A 15,801-nucleotide genomic window follows, 5' to 3' on the forward strand; every position below is an offset into this window, starting at 1 on the left:
CGTTTTATGGATTATTCAATTACATATCTTCTTGCGGCAGTCATTTTGTGTTTTCTGATGACTTGGGGGGTTGGCGCTAATGATTTAGCCAATGTCATGAGCACGACTATGGGCTCAAAAGCAGTTACTGCGAGACAAGCAATGCTGATCGCCATAATTTTTGAATTTGCTGGCGCATTTTTAGGCGGAACTGGTGTTACAGAAACAATGCGCGATGGGATTATTAATTCCAGTGAGCTCTCTGGACAACCACTTATTCTTATTGAAGGAATGTTGGGTGTTTTATTAGCTTGTACTATCTGGATGAATCTTGCAAGTTACCTTGGTGTTCCTGTTTCTATTACTAATGCTTTAGTAGGTTCAATGGTAGGTTTTGGCACCATAGTACTCGGCCCACAAGCAATTCATTGGAATCAAGTAAGTCGCATTGCTGTTAGCTGGGTTACCTCACCCATGATTTCAGGGATCACTGCTTACATCTTATTTATCAGTATTCAACAAACCATTTTTGTCAAAAGTAATCCACTAACCAAAGCGAAATTGTATATCCCGATTTACCTTTTTCTCATTGGCTCTATTTTGTCATTTATCACTGTATTTAAGGGACTCCATCATTTTCACATTCATCTCAATTTCAAACAGAATCTGGCAGTTACTCTGGCAACCAGTATTATTATCACAATTATAGGAATGGTAATTATCAAGCGAATCCCAGAACCCCATAGAATAAGACGCAGAGAACGATTTATCCAGGTTGAAAAATATTTTGCTGTACTCATGGCGATGACCGCATGCGCCATGGCTTTTGCACATGGTTCGAATGACGTAGCCTTAGCCGTGGGACCGCTCTCAATTATTTACAGCTTGATTATGAGCTCCCATCAAGTGTTTGATGCCAATAATTATCCAGCCTGGATCATCTTATTAGGCTGTGTTGGCGTAGTAACCGGCTTGCTGATGTACGGTAGAAAAGTAATTGAAACGGTAGGGAGCGCCATCACTGCACTTACCCCTAGCCGCGCCTTCGCTGCAACTCTTTCTGCCGCAACAACTGTTGTTGTAGCAACAAGTATAGGTATTCCAGTTTCAGCAACACAAACATTAGTTGGCGCAGTTCTTGGGGTAGGTTTAGCACGAGGTATTGGCGCATTAAATCTGATTGTAATTCGCAACATCTTTATGTCTTGGATACTGACATTACCTGCTGCTTCTCTCCTTACGATTTTAGCTTACAAATTACTGCATTATTTTATAGGGTAGATCTTTGCCCATGCGGGTCTAGCATTGTAGCCTGGGTGCAGCGCAGCGAAACCCGGGTTCCGCTGCGCTGCACCCAGGCTACACCAATATTTAAAACTCTTCCCAGATTTCACCTTTTTTGTTTTCATAATCTTTATTATCGCGCATTAAAAAAATACGCTTGTGCTTGTTAATTTCTTTTATTTGAGATGCGGATTTATTATGAGTTGCATCAAATTCAAATAAAAATTTATCATAGGGACTTACATACGCTTTATCTATATCGTCTGAATTCATAACTAATCCAAAAATAACTATAATTTAAATCAGGTATTTTATAGCTTTTTTAGCTAAGTTACCATTATCCTAGAAAAAGTAGTTTAAACGTGCTATAGCGTTATCCTCTAAGTTATAGACAAGGCCAAGTAAAGTGAGGTGAAGGAGTGTACACAAAAGTACATGACTGAGCCGAACGAGCTTGCAACGATGTATAGAGCTTAGAGGGTGGCGCTATAACTGAAATTAGGGGCTGAAGATGAGTTTAAAAAAAGCAGAGTTACATGTCCATTTGGAAGGAACCATCACTCCCAAATTAGCAGCACAACTGGCTGCACGTAATAACTTAGTTCTGCCTGAAGGCCTTGTCGCTTCAGATGGGAAAAGCTATTTATCCAAAGACTTTCTCGATTTTTTAAAAGTTTATGATACGCTTGCGGCGGTGATTCGGCATCCTCAGGATTATTATGATATTACCTTAGATTATTTACGAGCCCGCGCACAGGAAGACGCTATTTATGTCGAGATGATGTATTCACCTGATCATGCCGAACTCTCCAGCAAAATTCCTTCTGCAGAACATTTAGCTGCAATTCAACAAGCAATTGACGATGCTGAGGAACAATTTAATATAGTAGGACGTATTATAATTACTGCGGTTCGTCATTTTGGCGTCCAAGCAGTAGAGCACGTTGCGCAACAAACTCATAAAGATAGGTTTCCATGTGTCACGGGCTTTGGTCTAGGCGGGGATGAAGCAAAATTTCCTCCGAAACTTTTCAGTAAAGCATATCGCATTGCAGCCGATGCGGGATTGCAATGTACGGTACATGCAGGTGAATTTGCTCCTGCAAGCGGAATGGTTGAAGCAATGGAGAGTCTTCCAATCCAACGTATAGGCCACGGAGTTAATTCAATTTATTCACCTGAAACAATGGCCATGGTAAAAGAGAGAGGGATTACTTTAGAAGTTTGTCCTTCAAGCAATATCTTTTTGGGTTTGTTCAAAGATATGAACGAACATCCCTTACCTAAATTTTATGACGCAGGCATCAAAATCAGCATCAGTTCAGATGATCCGCCATTTATGAGCACCACGCTGGGCCAAGAATATCAACGTGTACAAAAATCGTATCACTACAGTGATGAGACAATGAACAAAATCACTCATATGGCTATAGAATCGGCTTTTGTTGATGAAAAAACCAAGGCAGAGCTGCTCGCAAGAATTTAATTTAATCTCTCATTAAAGAGCTAAAATTTAAAGCCTAGGTAGAGACGAAGTCTTAACCTAGGTTGAGCTATTAAATCTTTAATTTCTCTTCATTCACACGAATATAAGCTTAATCTTTTTGTTGATTCAACTCACCCAAAAGCTGCTCAATGTAGCGCCTGCACGTCAGCGGGTGATGCAAAAAATTAATAATGCGGCGTGTGCCACCAGTTCCAGTAATGGATATCATCCCATAGCTCAACATACTGCCTAAGATCGATTGACGAATATCGATTGCTTCAATCTTGCTTAATGGAATATCAATCGTTTGTCTTACAACAACCCCGGTGCGGATAATAACATGATTTTTCTTGATCGTGACTGAAGAAAAATAATAGGTCATCCACGTCATTCCTACCCATAGCAAAGCTAACGCAGCCAAACCGTATCCAATTTTTTGTAAAATCTCCAGTTCTACATAAAATACGATTGCCAAAGCACCGCATAAGGCAAGAACTGGCCAAAGAAATATTATCCAATGCATTCGTGTAAAAAAAATAACATTACTGTCGTATGGCTTCTCAAACATGGATTCACCTATAATCCTGAATTATTTACTAAAAAATTATAATATTGCATTTAGCTTGAATTTGCTATTCTATACTTCGTATGAAGTATATACTAACTCTCTTAATTTTTTTTAGAATCGAAAAATGCGCTCAATCAGTCGTTGCCTTAATAAACAACTTGCTGACCTTTGCCAACGCTCTGTTCAATTGGAAGAGCTAACAAATAAAATCAAGCTCATTCTACCTGAAGTTTTAGCAAATGAATGTCAGGTAGGAAGTTTTAATAAGGGTTGTTTGTTATTAACAACTACTGATGCCGCCTGGGCATCGCAACTACGGTATGCGATTCCTGAACTGCGTGATAAATTACGTAAAGAAGCAGGTATGTATCAGCTTTCTTCAATTAAAGTGACTGTTGTTGAAGCCAAAATTCATAATGAAAAATCGCGGCAGCCTCAAAAACATGGATTATCAGAAAAAGCTAAAGCGATCATCGTTAGTGAAAGTCAAAGTTGTACTTATGAACCATTACAAAAAGCATTGTTGCATTTGGCTGATGGTGATGATTAAGCAGCCTTTAGATAACAGGTCATGAAGGGATCTTTCACTTTTTATGCATTGTAGCCTGGGTGCAGCGCAGCGGAACCCGGGTTTCGCTGCGCTGCACCCAGGCTACAATGCTATTTTCAAAATAGGTCCATATTGAGCGCTAGTGCAAAACGACGTGTTACCCATTCTGAACCAAGATAAGTAAAACAATCGTGCAAGTAGTCATTCAACTCATCCTCTTCCATCACATGTTCTTGACCAATAGGTTCAACATCATGATGAAAATAAGTATCAAAATAGTGTATTGAAAAATCAATATAATCTCGAGTATGAAGAATAAAGGAATGCCATAGCTCATCAAGAATAAGTAATGGACCAAAAAGATAGGTTTTTTTGCCCTGTTTTGCCCTTTGCACATTAAGCCACATCCAGGACAATAAATCCGCGAATAAGACCTGACTCTCTTGCTCAGAAAACTCAGGATGACGCTGGCGAAAATGGTTTAGTACCGCTTTATTTTTATAATCAAGCAGAGCGGATAAATTAATCATCCGCAACATGCTTTTTTAGTACTTGGTCTTTGTGTTACATAACGTACAATACGGCAGATCATTTCTTCTTTCGTCATTATTATCTCCACGATTGTGATTATAAATAAACGGTGCAGACAGTCTAACCAATGTCCATAATGGAAGCAATTTAATTATTTTATTTTTCACTTCAATTAAATTGTTCAAGCTCAATCCTGAATATTCAGGATGAGCGCTTAATCACCAGATCACACAACGATTTTTATTCACCATAGGGCTGTCATTCGGAATGTGGAAGGCTTCCTGAAATTGGGGAATATTAGCCAAACTCCCATTCACTCGATATTGGGCTGGAGGATGCGGATCAGTAGTTACTTGGTTACGCAATTGTTGCGGTCGAATGTTCATTGCCCAAACATGTGCTGTTGCTATAAAAAATTGCTGGTCCGGCGTCAAACCAGCAATTGTAGGTGCATTTTTATATGCGTCAGAATGCTTGAAGGCTCTATAGGCAAGAGTGATTCCTCCCAAATCAGCAGTAGCCTCTCCTACAACCAGTTTTCCTTGTACATGCAAACCATCACCTACATCATATTGTGAAAATTGAGTCACAATACATTGTGTTGCCGCCTTAAATTTTTCTAAATCACTTGGTGTCCACCAATTCTTTAAATTACCATGACTATCAAATTGTGCACCTTGATCATCAAATCCATGAGTCATTTCATGTCCCATCACAAAGCCAATGGCTCCATAATTTAATGCAGCAGGTGCATTAGGATCAAAAAATGGTGGTTGGAGAATGCCCGCTGGAATATTTAAATTATTCATGGAGGGATCATAATATGCATTAATCGTTTGTGGTGTCATAACCCATTCAGTTCTATCTATAGGTTTACCAATTTTATTAAGATCGCGTTGGGTTAAAAATTCATTGGCTCGAATTACATTTAATACGTAGGGTCCTCGATTAACTACCAGTTTGGAATAATCCCACCACTTAGAAGGATAACCAACTCGTTCTTCCATCATATCAAGTTTTTTCAATGCAGCCTTACGCGTAGCAGGAGTCATCCATGATAAAGAATTGATGTCCTCACGCAAAACTGCGCGAATATTTTTGAGTATGTCCAAAGCCTGTTTTTTATCTTCGGGAGAGAAGTAGCGCTCTACATACATTTTTCCTATGGCAAAACCTAAAGCTCCATTTTCTGTACCGACAACCCGTTTCCATCGAGGTAATATTTTCTCAGCACCAGTCAAAACCGCTACCATTTTAAAATTTTGATCGACAAAAGGTTTCGATAAGTACGAAGCAAAAGCATCAATTAAATGCCAACGCAAGTAAGTTTTCCAATCCTCTAAAGAAACAGTTTTTAATTGTTGGTTCATATCCTTAAAAAACTCAGGCATTGCTAAATTCATACTTTTTATTTGAGCTTGTCCCATTGCCGAAAAATATGCAGGCCAAGAAAAATTGGGGGTCACTTTGGCAAGCTGGGCTCTATCCATAATATGATATATCGCATGAGGATCGCGCTGATCTACTTGAGACATGGAAAACCTAGCCATTTGTGTTTCTAATTTCATTACAGTCTTGGCATCAGCTGCTGCTTTATCTGGAGAATCGCCTAATAGCTCAAACATTTTAGCAATATGATTGATATAAGCCTCACGAATTTGTTTAAACTTAGCATCATCTTTTAGGTAATAATCGCGATCAGGCAAACCTAACCCGCCCTGCATGGCAGCAGCAATCATCTCTTCACTATTTTTAAAATCTTGCATGCTTCCAAAATTAAAGAAAACGCCTACACCTATGCGATGCAAATGTGCTATTTCACTTTGTAGATCCGTCAAATTTTTTAAATCATTAATGCGATCAAATTCAGGTTGTAATGGTTTGATACCCAATTGGTTGATGCTGGTTTCATCCATACCGCTGTAATAAAAGTCACCTACTTTTTGCTCTATGCTACCTGGTTTAGCTTTGGTATTTTTTGATGCATTGATTAACATCTGGTGAATAATATCTTGGACTTTTTCATTGATAAGATTAAAGCTTCCCCAGCTTGAATAATCAGCAGGAATTGGGTTGTTTTTTTGCCAATTACCCACTGCGTAAGAATAAAAATTCTTACTCGGTGAAGTATTGGTATCCAACCAATCCAAATGAAGTGCTTGTTCCGTTATTTTTTGTGGTTCGGTGTTTGCAGAATATATTGAGGAGCTGCACAACAAAGCAAAAGCAAAAAGGCTACTATAAAGTTTCATACCACAACTCTCCACCAATTATTTATTGTTAACTCACTAAGAATCTAAATAAACCTAGCCAGGTGGAGGCAAAACCATAACCAATAATCGCTGTAGTCCAGTTTTCCTGGGTTATGACTCATCTTCACCTTACACTTGTGCACCATTTAGCAAAAAAATGCCATGTGACCAAGAGACAGGTTACTCCCAGGCTACATTTTCCTACGCTTCGACAGGATAAAATTCAGTTTGCATTGCAGGGAGATATTCTTCCGTATCAAAATAAGTATATTCCCAAGCGTCTTGTCTTGCCATTAATTCACGTAATAATCTGTTATTCAGCTCATGTCCTGACTTATAACCTTCGAATGCGCCAATCAAACTAGAACCTAACAGATACAGATCACCAATTGCATCCAATACCTTATGAGAAACAAACTCTGACTCAAAACGAAGTCCATCATCGTTGAGAACACGATAATCATCAACAACTATGGCATTATCCAAACTTCCGCCTTTTGCCAAATCGCATTCTCTTAATTTTTCATAATCAGAGAGGAATCCAAACGTACGTGCTCTGCAAACCTCTTTGACATAAGAAGTTGTAGAAAAGTCAAAACTTACTGTTTGTGGTTTATCATTGAAAGCCGGGTGATCAAAATCAATGGTGAAGGAAATTTTATACCCATTATAAGGATAAAATTGAACAAATTTCCCATTATCTTCTACACGAATAGGCTTGAGAATACGTATGTACTTTTTGGGTGCATTTTGCTCGCGTATACCTGCTGATTGAATCAGGAAAACAAAAGGAGCCGCACTACCATCCATAATTGGCAACTCTGGAGCATTCACATCAATGTAAGCATTATCAATGCCCAGCCCTGCCAAAGCAGAGAGTAAATGTTCCACGGTTGCGATTTTAACAGGCCCCTGGTGCAATGTGGTACATAACATAGTGTCACCCACATTCTCATATGACGCGGGTATTTCTACTACAGGTGAAAGATCTACTCTTCTAAAAACGATGCCTGTATTCACAGGAGCAGGTCTCAAGGTTAAAAGCACTTTTTCACCGGAATGCAATCCAACACCAGTTGCCTGGATCACCTTTTTAGGAGTTCTTTGTTTTGTCATTCAGTGCTCACCTTGTTCCTCATCATTTTTTAGTTTTACTTTGCACGCAAAACTTCGTGATCGTATCAATATTTTAATATTTAGTCTAATTATTTTTGTATCAAAGACTTAAATTTCCCTTCCTCAGCACTATGAAGAGGAAGGATCAGATTATTTACACCTCTTCTTGTCGACGTAAAAACGCAGGAATATCAAGATAATCTACATCTGGAATACTCTCACTATTTTGTTTTATAGAAGAGGACATATTTGCTTGAGCTTGTTTGCGAACAAGGGCTGGTCTCTCTAACTGCTGATAATCTAAAGAACCATCACTACGCGTTGTTTCAATCAAACGTGCACGATGTCCGTGTTGTGGTTGTGCTTGCTGATAACGTTGTCTTCCATCACCCAAACCTGTCACAATAACAGTTACACGCATTTCATCCGTCATTTCTGGATCGATAACTGTTCCTACTACTACAGTTGCATCATCAGAAATAAATTCTTTGACTACATCTCCTACTTCCTCAAACTCACCAATTGACATATCAAGTCCAGCGGTAATATTGACTAGAATTCCACGGGCACCTGAAAAATTTACATCTTCCAATAAAGGAGAAGCAATTGCAGCTTCAGCAGCTTGACGTGCTCTTTGCTCACCTACAGCGCTGCCTGTACCCATCATAGCCATTCCCATTTCGGACATTACAGTACGTACGTCTGCAAAATCTACGTTGATCAAACCTGGGCGAGTAATTAAATCTGAGATCCCTTTAACTGCACCGAGTAACACATTATTCGCTGCCTTGAATGCATTAAGAAGACTAATGTTTTTTCCTAAAACGCTGAGTAATTTATTGTTAGGAATTGTGATCAATGAATCAACATGTTCTGCTAAACGCCGAATTCCTTCCTCGGCTGCTAACGCCCTCTGCTTGCCCTCAAATGAGAATGGCTTAGTGACAACGGCTACGGTTAAAATGCCTAATTCTTTGGCAATTTCCGCAAAAACAGGCGCAGCACCAGTTCCAGTGCCACCGCCCATTCCTGCAGTAATAAACACCATATCTGCGCCGCTTAAGATTTCGCGAATATGGTCTCTGTCTTCTTCTGCTGCTTCACGACCTATTTGTGGATTTGCACCAGCACCTAAGCCTTTAGTTAGCTCATCACCCAGTTGAATGTGTATTTTCGCATTTGAGCCTCTTAATGCCTGCGCATCAGTATTAGCACAGATAAATTCAACTCCATCAATATTTTCTGCAACCATATGCTCGACGGCATTACCACCACCACCGCCAACACCAACTACCTTAATAACTGCATTATTACTATGGTGTTGGCCTTCCATTAATTCAAACATAACCCTGCTCCCCTCATATGTTTAATCTTTTAACAAAAAACTGGCAGTACACTTTTAGTCGAGTCGATTACCAGTTTTCATTTTTTAAACGTTGTTTGAAACCTAAAAATTACCTTGGAACCATTCTTTCATACGTGCCCACAAACTCTGGGTATTATCACTCATTTTAGGTACATTGTAGTTTGATTCATACTGTTGCTGATAACCTTGCAACAACAATCCTACGCCTGTAGCAAATGAAGGATTTTCGGTTGCTTCAGCCAATCCAGAAACATGATGAGCACAACCTTTTCTCACTGGCATTTCAAAACAAAGTTCTGCAAGTTCAATGCCTCCTCTCACATTAGCAGCACCGCCAGTTAGCACAATGCCTGCAGCCATTCTATCTTCAAAACCACTGCGTCGTAATTCATTTCGTACTAAAGTAAATAGCTCTTCATATCGCGCTGCAACAACATCAGATAAGGCTTTAGCTGATATTTTTCTTCCAGGTCTATCATTAACACTGGTCACTTCCAACATTTGATCTGAATTGGCTAATTCGGTTAATGCAACCGCGTGATTCAGTTTAATCGATTCTGCCGCTTTTGTTGGTGTGCGTAAAGCCATAGCGATATCATTGGTTACTTGATCACCTGCGATAGGAATTACGGCTGTATGCTGAATTGCACCTTCACAAAATATCGCAATATCTGTAGTACCACCGCCAATATCAATCAGGCAAACACCCAGATCTTTCTCATCATCGGTCAATACAGCATGGCTTGAAGCAAGTTGCTCGAGAATGATGTCATTTACCTCTAAACCGCAACGACGCACACATTTAACTATATTTTGTGCAGCACTTACTGAACCGGTGACTATATGCACACGCGACTCAAGTCGTACTCCTGCCATTCCTATAGGTTCACGGATGCTACCTTGTTGATCGATGATAAATTCCTGAGGTAAAACATGCAGAATTTTTTGATCTGCAGGAATTGCTACTGCTTTTGCGGCATCAATTACACGCTCTACATCCGCCTGCGATACTTCTTTATCGCGAATGGCAACGATACCATGCGAATTCAAGCTACGAATATGACTACCAGCAATACCTGCATATACAGTTCTCACCTCACAACCTGCCATAAGTTCAGCCTCCTGAACAGCACGTTGAATGGAATTCACAGTAGCCTCTATATCAACCACAACACCACGTTTTAAACCACGAGAGGGATGACGACCTATTCCGATAATTTCTATTGCACCGTCAGAGGTAACTTCTCCAATTAATGCAATTACTTTTGAAGTTCCTATATCCAATCCAGTGATAATATCTTTTTCTATTTTTTTTGCCATTATCGTTCCGTTTGTTGTTTCCACTGCACCGCCATACCACGTGGATAACGCAGGTCCACGCTAGACAATTGCTCAATTTTTTCTGCAAATACCGCAGGATATGCTTTACAAAAACGCAGCAATCGTTCTTCTAACTCTTTCTTTCCTAAATATATTTTTACACCATTGCCTAAAAACAATACCCAAGATTGGTTTTCTCTTAGATGCAGTCCAGCAGCGTTTAAACTATATATTGATAATATCTTACTCAATTTTTCGTAAACTTGTAAGACTTCTGCTTGTTGAGATAGTGGTCCTTTTAATCGTGGTAAGTTTAGACCCTCTGGTACAGCACCCTCATTAAATAACCTGCCGTCCTCAGTCATCAAGGCATTATCCCAAATCGCAACTGGTTTTTTTTCAACGAGCCTTATTTTTAATGTATCTGGCCAAACACGCTCCACGGTAGCAGTGTCGATCCAGTTCAGCTCATTTAATTCACTCTCCAATGCTCTTACCGATAAAGTAAAAAAGCTATTGCTCAAGTGTTTTGATAATATACCTTCCAATTCTTTATGTGTAACATGTTCATAATTTGCAGCAATTTTGATTGTAGTGACTGGAAACCGCTCCGCATCGGACACATAATAATAGCCTAATCGCCAAGTTAAGAATATGGCGCTTAAACTGAGTACCAATAACCAAGAGATATACCGCAAATTCCCGGAATCAACATCCCTATTTTTATTCATGGCATTCACAGATAATTGGTTACTAAATGTCGCCGGCAATTCTGATGTACCGTCGCAATACGAATCAACTCGTCCAGCAACTCAGGATAAGTTAAACCACTTGCCTGCCATAGTTTTGGATACATGCTAATCGAAGTAAAACCAGGTAAGGTATTTACCTCATTAAAATAAATCGTTTCGGTTTTGTCATTAACAAAAAAGTCAATGCGCGCCATACCCTTACATTTTAATCGGATAAAAATATCTGCGGCTGCCTTTTTTAATTGCTCATACAAAGACTGACTTAAAGGAGCGGGTATAATTAGATCTGTTTGTCCACTCTCTAAGTATTTCGCTGAATAAGAATAAAAACCATCAGGATGATTAACACGTATTTCACCAGCAATGCTGACTCTTGGAGCTCCTGCAGGTACAGCACTCTCCAATACTGACAATTCAATTTCTCGTCCAGGAATAAATGATTCAATCAAAATCTCTTCGTCATAACGTAATGCATCATCAACTGCTACGAGTAATTCAGCCATATTTTTTGCTTTATGTATGCCTACACTGGATCCCATTGCACACGGTTTAACAAATAAAGGCCAGCCAAATTCTTCTGCAACTTCCTGACAAAAACGTTGTCGTTCAGTTGCTGGGGTATGCCATGAGAAAAGCTTATAGTTCGCTGATTTTAAACCATTGACGCAGACGATACGTCTTGCCATATCTTTATCCATTCCAATGGATGACGAAAGTACATCACAACCAACATAAGCAACACCTGATAATTCAAGCATTCCTTGCAAACATCCATCTTCATATAAAGGGCCGTGGACTACGGGAAAAACCACATCAGCATCAACAGATAAACGTCCATCAATAAATAAGCTTGGCATAGGTTTGGAGTGTTCTGTGACTACTGGGAGTTTTTCTTTATAAGCGAGTAAATCTTGATATTGATGAAGATGAAATAATCCATCCTTATCCATTGCTACAGGGATAATGTTATATTGTTTCGCATCCAAATGTGCAAGAACAGAAGCAGCTGAAATTAATGAGATTTCATGTTCTCCTGATTTTCCACCATAAAGCAGAACTAGATTGAGAAGCTTGGACATTAACGGTCTCCGATTATATGAACTTCGCGCATCAACTCAATTGTTGTCTGCTCACGAACTTTAGTTTGTACCAAATGTATCAATGCTTCAATATCTGCAGCAGTTGCTGAGCCTTGATGATTGATAATAAAATTAGCATGCTTCTGAGAAACCACTGCACCTCCGATATTGAACCCTTTTAATCCACAAGATTCAATTAGCCGAGCTGCAAAACTCCCTGGAGGATTTCGAAACACTGACCCACAATTGTATTCATTAGTTGGTTGTGTATTTGCCCGATGAGCCAACAAATCTTTTATAGCGTGTAATGAAGTTTCTTTATCACCAGGATTTAATTTAAATGTGGCTGAAATAAACCACTCATCAGGAGGTCCCGAAACATGTCGATACGCTACTTCATATTCCTCAGGTTTACGAATTCTTATTTCACCGTTTCGAGTCATGGTCTGCAGTTCAACTACAAACTGCCAGGTTTCACCACCATGACAACCAGCATTCATTCGTAATGCCCCTCCCATGGTCCCTGGGATTCCAGCCCAAAACTCGCCACCAGACAAATTATTGCGCGCACAAAAACGAGCCATGCTCGCACACGATACCCCAGCTTCGACTTTAACAGTCTGCGTGTCTAAGAGTGCCATTTCTTTTAGACATCCTTGAGTCAGAATCACTGTTCCTGAAAATCCACCATCGCGAATCAAAGAATTGGAGCCCAATCCTAACCACAGTAAAGGTTCTGTTTCAGGCAGCTGACGAAGAAATAAAGCGAGATCAGGGATATTTTTTGGCTTATATAGCTTGGCAGCAGGCCCCCCGACACGCCAGGTTGTATATTCCGCCAAAGGCTCATTATAGAGCAAACTGCCTTGAAGTTCAGCTTCTACAAGACCACAATCATTCTCTGTTGGACTCATGTTGCCCTCACACTTCTTTCATCAAGTTCACAGCAATTTGACCAATACTCCCAGCACCTTGCATCAGAATCACATCGCCATCTTTAATCAACTGATTCAGCTTTGCTTTAAGCGATTGCTCATTTACAAGAGTTACTTTTTTATCTTTACCTCTAATTTTTTGTGCCAGACTCTCACTGGTTATCCCTGGAATTTCGGGTTCCCCTGCAGAATAAATATCAAATAAGAACAATTCATCGGCAAGACTTAACACATCAACAAATTGATCTTGCAAGGATTGAGTTCTTGTATACCGATGTGGTTGAAAGACGTGTACAAGACGCTTATTGGGCCAAACATGTCGAAACGCATCGATGGTTGAGAATATTTCTTGGGGATGATGGCCATAATCATCGACGATAAGAGCCGTACCATGCTCAAATTTTTTCTCGCCTAACATTTGAAAACGACGACCTACTCCCTGAAATTTTGCTAAGGCACGTATAATCGAAGCATCATCCACACCTAATTGGGTCGCGATCGCAATAGAAGCCAAGGCATTTAGCACATTGTGACGACCAGGATACTGAAATTGAATGTTTAATGAGGAATACGGTACGGGGCGTACTACCGTAAATTCACTAATTAGTTCATTTTGCGTCCAATTAGTCGCTCGGTAATGAGCCTCCTCAGCAAACCCGTAAGTTAATGTAGGTCGTTCAATAGCCGAGAGGATCTTGCGCACCTCTGGGTCATCAATACATACCACTGCCAACCCATAAAAAGGCAAATGGTGTAAAAATTCAAGAAAAGTTGTTCTTAATTTATTAAAATCATTCTCATAGTTATCCATATGATCTGCATCAATATTGGTTACTATAGCCATCATAGGTTTTAAGAAGAGAAATGACGCATCACTTTCATCGGCCTCAACAACAAAATATGGAGATTGACCAAGTTGAGCATTAACACCCAGACTGTTCAATTTTCCACCAATCACAAAACTTGGATCTAACCCACCTTCAGCCAAAAGACTACTTACCAGGCTTGTTGTTGTCGTTTTGCCATGAGTTCCAGCCACAGCAATGCCATGACGAAAGCGCATGAGTTCAGCAAGCATCGCTGCTCGTGGAATTACTGGAATCATTTGTTCGCGAGCGGCCATAATTTCGGGATTATTCATACCAACTGCTGAAGAACGAACTACAACATCAGCACCTTTTATATGTTCCGCTTTATGCCCCATGTAAACAGGGATTCCTAAAGATTTTAACCTTTGTACCGTACTGCCTTCACCTAAATCAGAACCTGTAATACGATATCCTTGGTAGTGTAATACTTCAGCAATACCACACATACCTACACCACCAATTCCAACAAAATGTATTTGTTCTACGCACCCCATCCTTGAAGATATAAATTGTCCTGAATTACCCACAAATTCCCCCTTATGCTGACAGAGACCCTAATCCCAGAGCCTGCCAACGATTTTCATGATCAATGCGCAATAATAACGCAATTACAACACAATTGATAACCATACTTGCGCCACCATAGCTCATTAAAGGTAAAGTTAATCCTTTTGTCGGTAATAGACCCGAGTTAACCCCCATGTTTATAGCAGCTTGTAACCCCAACCAAAATGTTAAACCGTAAGCAGTATATGAAGCAAATAACCTCTCCTGTATATAAGCATTATACGCAATAATCAAACCTCTAATAACCAATATAGTGTATAGAGTCATGACCATTAAAATACCTACGAGTCCTAACTCCTCGGCCAATACAGCAAATAAAAAGTCAGTATGGGCTTCCGGTAAATAAAGCAATTTCTGAATACTTTCTCCCAAACCTGATCCGAACCACCCTCCTCGACCAAATGCAATCAAGGATTGGGTCAACTGATATCCACTGTTATACTGATCAGCCCAAGGATCTAAAAATGCAGTCAAGCGGGCAACTCGATAAGGAGACGAAACCGCCAAAAATGCCAGTGCGCCCATGACTACAATCATTAATCCTATATAATAGCGTAATTTTACACCAGCTAAAAACAGCATAGCCATAACTGTACCTGAAATCACTACCGTAGCCCCAAAATCTGGCTCAAGTAATAATAAAAAAGATACCACTCCTAAAATAACCATTGGCTTAATAAAGCCAAAAATACTATTACTGACAGCTTTTTGTTGACGTACTAAATAACCTGAAAGATAAAAAATCATCGTGAGCTTGGCTAGCTCGGATACTTGGATACCTATTGGCCCAAAAGCTAACCATCGTCGACTTCCGTTGACTGCTCGACCTATTCCAGGAATTAATACAATAAGCAACATCAATACACAAATTAGTAACATCGGCATGCTGATGCGCTGCCAAATACTGCTATCCATCCTAATTACAATAAGGGCAATCATTAAACCAGCAAATAAATAACATGCTTGACGAATTAAAAAATGAAACGGTTGATGAAAGTATTTGGTAGAGATCATGACTGAACTCGAAGCCACCATCATTAGCCCAATAATGAGCAAACCGATGACCACTCCAATTAACCATTTATCATAAAGTGAAATAGGTCTGCTGACCGGTTTGCCTCTTTGATTCACATGTCTTGGACGCATC

At 39.7% G+C, this 15,801-nt stretch carries 15 protein-coding genes; 3 read left to right on the plus strand and 12 right to left on the minus strand.

Annotated features, from left to right (window positions below; translation table 11 throughout):
- The first annotated feature begins 6 nt into the window (after positions 1–6).
- Complete coding sequence (locus Lani_RS04755) at positions 7–1,260, plus strand: inorganic phosphate transporter (protein WP_019233527.1); 1,254 nt, start codon at positions 7–9, stop codon at positions 1,258–1,260.
- A gap of 90 nt (positions 1,261–1,350) precedes the next feature.
- Here Lani_RS04755 and Lani_RS04760 read toward each other — a convergent pair whose 3' ends face one another.
- Positions 1,351–1,536 carry a CBU_0585 family protein gene (locus Lani_RS04760; protein WP_019233526.1) on the minus strand — a complete coding sequence of 62 codons (186 nt, stop codon included), beginning with the start codon at positions 1,534–1,536 and terminating at the stop codon, positions 1,351–1,353.
- Positions 1,537–1,774: 238 nt separating this feature from the next.
- Between Lani_RS04760 and Lani_RS04765 the strand changes: the two genes are divergently transcribed.
- Complete coding sequence (locus tag Lani_RS04765) at positions 1,775–2,749, plus strand: adenosine deaminase (RefSeq protein ID WP_058388419.1); 975 nt, start codon at positions 1,775–1,777, stop codon at positions 2,747–2,749.
- Positions 2,750–2,858: 109 nt separating this feature from the next.
- On the opposite strand, the gene Lani_RS04770 is transcribed toward Lani_RS04765, so the two are convergent.
- Positions 2,859–3,317, minus strand: a complete 459-nt coding sequence (locus tag Lani_RS04770; protein ID WP_019233524.1) for a PH domain-containing protein — start codon at positions 3,315–3,317, stop codon at positions 2,859–2,861.
- 124 nt (positions 3,318–3,441) lie between these two features.
- Here Lani_RS04770 and Lani_RS04775 point away from each other — a divergent pair, with 124 nt between their 5' ends.
- A complete protein-coding gene (locus tag Lani_RS04775) occupies positions 3,442–3,867 on the plus strand; it encodes a DciA family protein (protein WP_019233523.1) in 426 nt (141 codons plus the stop codon).
- A gap of 116 nt (positions 3,868–3,983) precedes the next feature.
- Here Lani_RS04775 and Lani_RS04780 read toward each other — a convergent pair whose 3' ends face one another.
- The 10 genes from Lani_RS04780 to ftsW form a co-directional block, all read right to left on the minus strand.
- Positions 3,984–4,397 (minus strand): glycine-rich domain-containing protein, encoded by a 414-nt coding sequence (locus Lani_RS04780; RefSeq protein WP_019233522.1) that lies wholly within the window; start codon positions 4,395–4,397, stop codon positions 3,984–3,986.
- 219 nt (positions 4,398–4,616) lie between these two features.
- Positions 4,617–6,650, minus strand: coding sequence for a M13 family metallopeptidase (locus tag Lani_RS04785; RefSeq protein WP_019233521.1), 2,034 nt, complete (start codon positions 6,648–6,650; stop codon positions 4,617–4,619).
- A gap of 201 nt (positions 6,651–6,851) precedes the next feature.
- Positions 6,852–7,766, minus strand: a complete 915-nt coding sequence (gene lpxC, locus Lani_RS04790; protein WP_019233520.1) for a UDP-3-O-acyl-N-acetylglucosamine deacetylase — start codon at positions 7,764–7,766, stop codon at positions 6,852–6,854.
- Between the two features lie 154 nt (positions 7,767–7,920).
- Positions 7,921–9,111, minus strand: a complete 1,191-nt coding sequence (ftsZ, locus tag Lani_RS04795; protein WP_019233519.1) for a cell division protein FtsZ — start codon at positions 9,109–9,111, stop codon at positions 7,921–7,923.
- Positions 9,112–9,213: 102 nt separating this feature from the next.
- On the minus strand, positions 9,214–10,452 hold the full coding sequence (gene ftsA, locus Lani_RS04800; RefSeq protein WP_019233518.1) for a cell division protein FtsA: 1,239 nt from the start codon (positions 10,450–10,452) through the stop codon (positions 9,214–9,216).
- Entirely contained in the window at positions 10,452–11,183 is a 732-nt protein-coding gene (locus Lani_RS04805) for a cell division protein FtsQ/DivIB (RefSeq protein WP_019233517.1), read from the minus strand. Before Lani_RS04805 ends, ftsA begins: the two co-directional genes overlap by 1 nt.
- A 5-nt stretch (positions 11,184–11,188) precedes the next feature.
- Positions 11,189–12,283 carry a D-alanine--D-alanine ligase family protein gene (locus Lani_RS04810; RefSeq protein ID WP_019233516.1) on the minus strand — a complete coding sequence of 365 codons (1,095 nt, stop codon included), beginning with the start codon at positions 12,281–12,283 and terminating at the stop codon, positions 11,189–11,191.
- Positions 12,283–13,197: a UDP-N-acetylmuramate dehydrogenase gene (gene murB / locus Lani_RS04815; RefSeq protein WP_019233515.1), complete on the minus strand. Its 915-nt coding sequence runs from the start codon at positions 13,195–13,197 to the stop codon at positions 12,283–12,285. The genes Lani_RS04810 and murB overlap by 1 nt, the downstream gene beginning before the upstream one ends.
- A 7-nt stretch (positions 13,198–13,204) precedes the next feature.
- Entirely contained in the window at positions 13,205–14,614 is a 1,410-nt protein-coding gene (murC, locus tag Lani_RS04820) for a UDP-N-acetylmuramate--L-alanine ligase (RefSeq protein WP_019233514.1), read from the minus strand.
- A gap of 10 nt (positions 14,615–14,624) precedes the next feature.
- Positions 14,625–15,800 (minus strand): putative lipid II flippase FtsW, encoded by a 1,176-nt coding sequence (gene ftsW / locus Lani_RS20380; protein WP_058388420.1) that lies wholly within the window; start codon positions 15,798–15,800, stop codon positions 14,625–14,627.
- Position 15,801: the final 1 nt, after the last annotated feature.

This window comes from Legionella anisa, from assembly GCF_001467525.1.
Taxonomy (GTDB): domain Bacteria; phylum Pseudomonadota; class Gammaproteobacteria; order Legionellales; family Legionellaceae; genus Legionella; species Legionella anisa.

Bases quoted from the DNA above. Each gene is read 5' to 3' on its own strand.
- Lani_RS04785 (WP_019233521.1), bottom strand. From the start codon at position 6,650: ATGAAACTTTATAGTAGCCTTTTTGCTTTTGCTTTGTTGTGCAGCTCC.
- Lani_RS04810 (WP_019233516.1), bottom strand. From the start codon at position 12,283: ATGTCCAAGCTTCTCAATCTAGTTCTGCTTTATGGTGGAAAATCAGGA.
- Lani_RS04805 (WP_019233517.1), bottom strand. From the start codon at position 11,183: ATGAATAAAAATAGGGATGTTGATTCCGGGAATTTGCGGTATATCTCT.
- Lani_RS04765 (WP_058388419.1), top strand. From the start codon at position 1,775: ATGAGTTTAAAAAAAGCAGAGTTACATGTCCATTTGGAAGGAACCATC.
- ftsZ (WP_019233519.1), bottom strand. From the start codon at position 9,111: ATGTTTGAATTAATGGAAGGCCAACACCATAGTAATAATGCAGTTATT.
- Lani_RS04760 (WP_019233526.1), bottom strand. From the start codon at position 1,536: ATGAATTCAGACGATATAGATAAAGCGTATGTAAGTCCCTATGATAAA.
- lpxC (WP_019233520.1), bottom strand. From the start codon at position 7,766: ATGACAAAACAAAGAACTCCTAAAAAGGTGATCCAGGCAACTGGTGTT.
- murB (WP_019233515.1), bottom strand. From the start codon at position 13,197: ATGAGTCCAACAGAGAATGATTGTGGTCTTGTAGAAGCTGAACTTCAA.
- ftsW (WP_058388420.1), bottom strand. From the start codon at position 15,800: ATGCGTCCAAGACATGTGAATCAAAGAGGCAAACCGGTCAGCAGACCT.
- Lani_RS04775 (WP_019233523.1), top strand. From the start codon at position 3,442: ATGCGCTCAATCAGTCGTTGCCTTAATAAACAACTTGCTGACCTTTGC.
- Lani_RS04755 (WP_019233527.1), top strand. From the start codon at position 7: ATGGATTATTCAATTACATATCTTCTTGCGGCAGTCATTTTGTGTTTT.
- Lani_RS04770 (WP_019233524.1), bottom strand. From the start codon at position 3,317: ATGTTTGAGAAGCCATACGACAGTAATGTTATTTTTTTTACACGAATG.
- Lani_RS04780 (WP_019233522.1), bottom strand. From the start codon at position 4,397: ATGATTAATTTATCCGCTCTGCTTGATTATAAAAATAAAGCGGTACTA.
- ftsA (WP_019233518.1), bottom strand. From the start codon at position 10,452: ATGGCAAAAAAAATAGAAAAAGATATTATCACTGGATTGGATATAGGA.